Annotated in this window: 1 protein-coding gene; it reads left to right on the plus strand. The window is 63.7% G+C overall.

The genetic code is table 11. The features are described from left to right. Window positions 1-251 (plus strand): DDE-type integrase/transposase/recombinase (locus QMX78_RS21555; RefSeq protein ID WP_282273503.1); only part of this gene is annotated, 251 nt, incomplete at both ends.

Here is a 251-nt window from a genome sequence, read left to right on the forward strand (position 1 = left end):
GACGATGCCACGCACGAGGCGGTAGCGATTGAGGTGGAGCGGGCGATCTCCGGCTACGGCGTGGCACGGGTGCTGGCCCGGCTGGCACTGACCCGAGGTCTGCCGCAGGTGATCCGGACCGACAACGGCAAGGAGTTCTGCGGCAAGGCGATGGTGGCATGGGCCTACGAGCGAGGCGTGCAGTTGCGTTTGATCCAGCCAGGAAAGCCAAATCAGAACGCCTATATCGAGAGTTTCAATGGCCGCCTACG

The sequence above is a fragment of the Stenotrophomonas sp. PS02298 genome, from assembly GCF_029959445.1.
Classification (GTDB): Bacteria; Pseudomonadota; Gammaproteobacteria; order Xanthomonadales; family Xanthomonadaceae; genus Stenotrophomonas.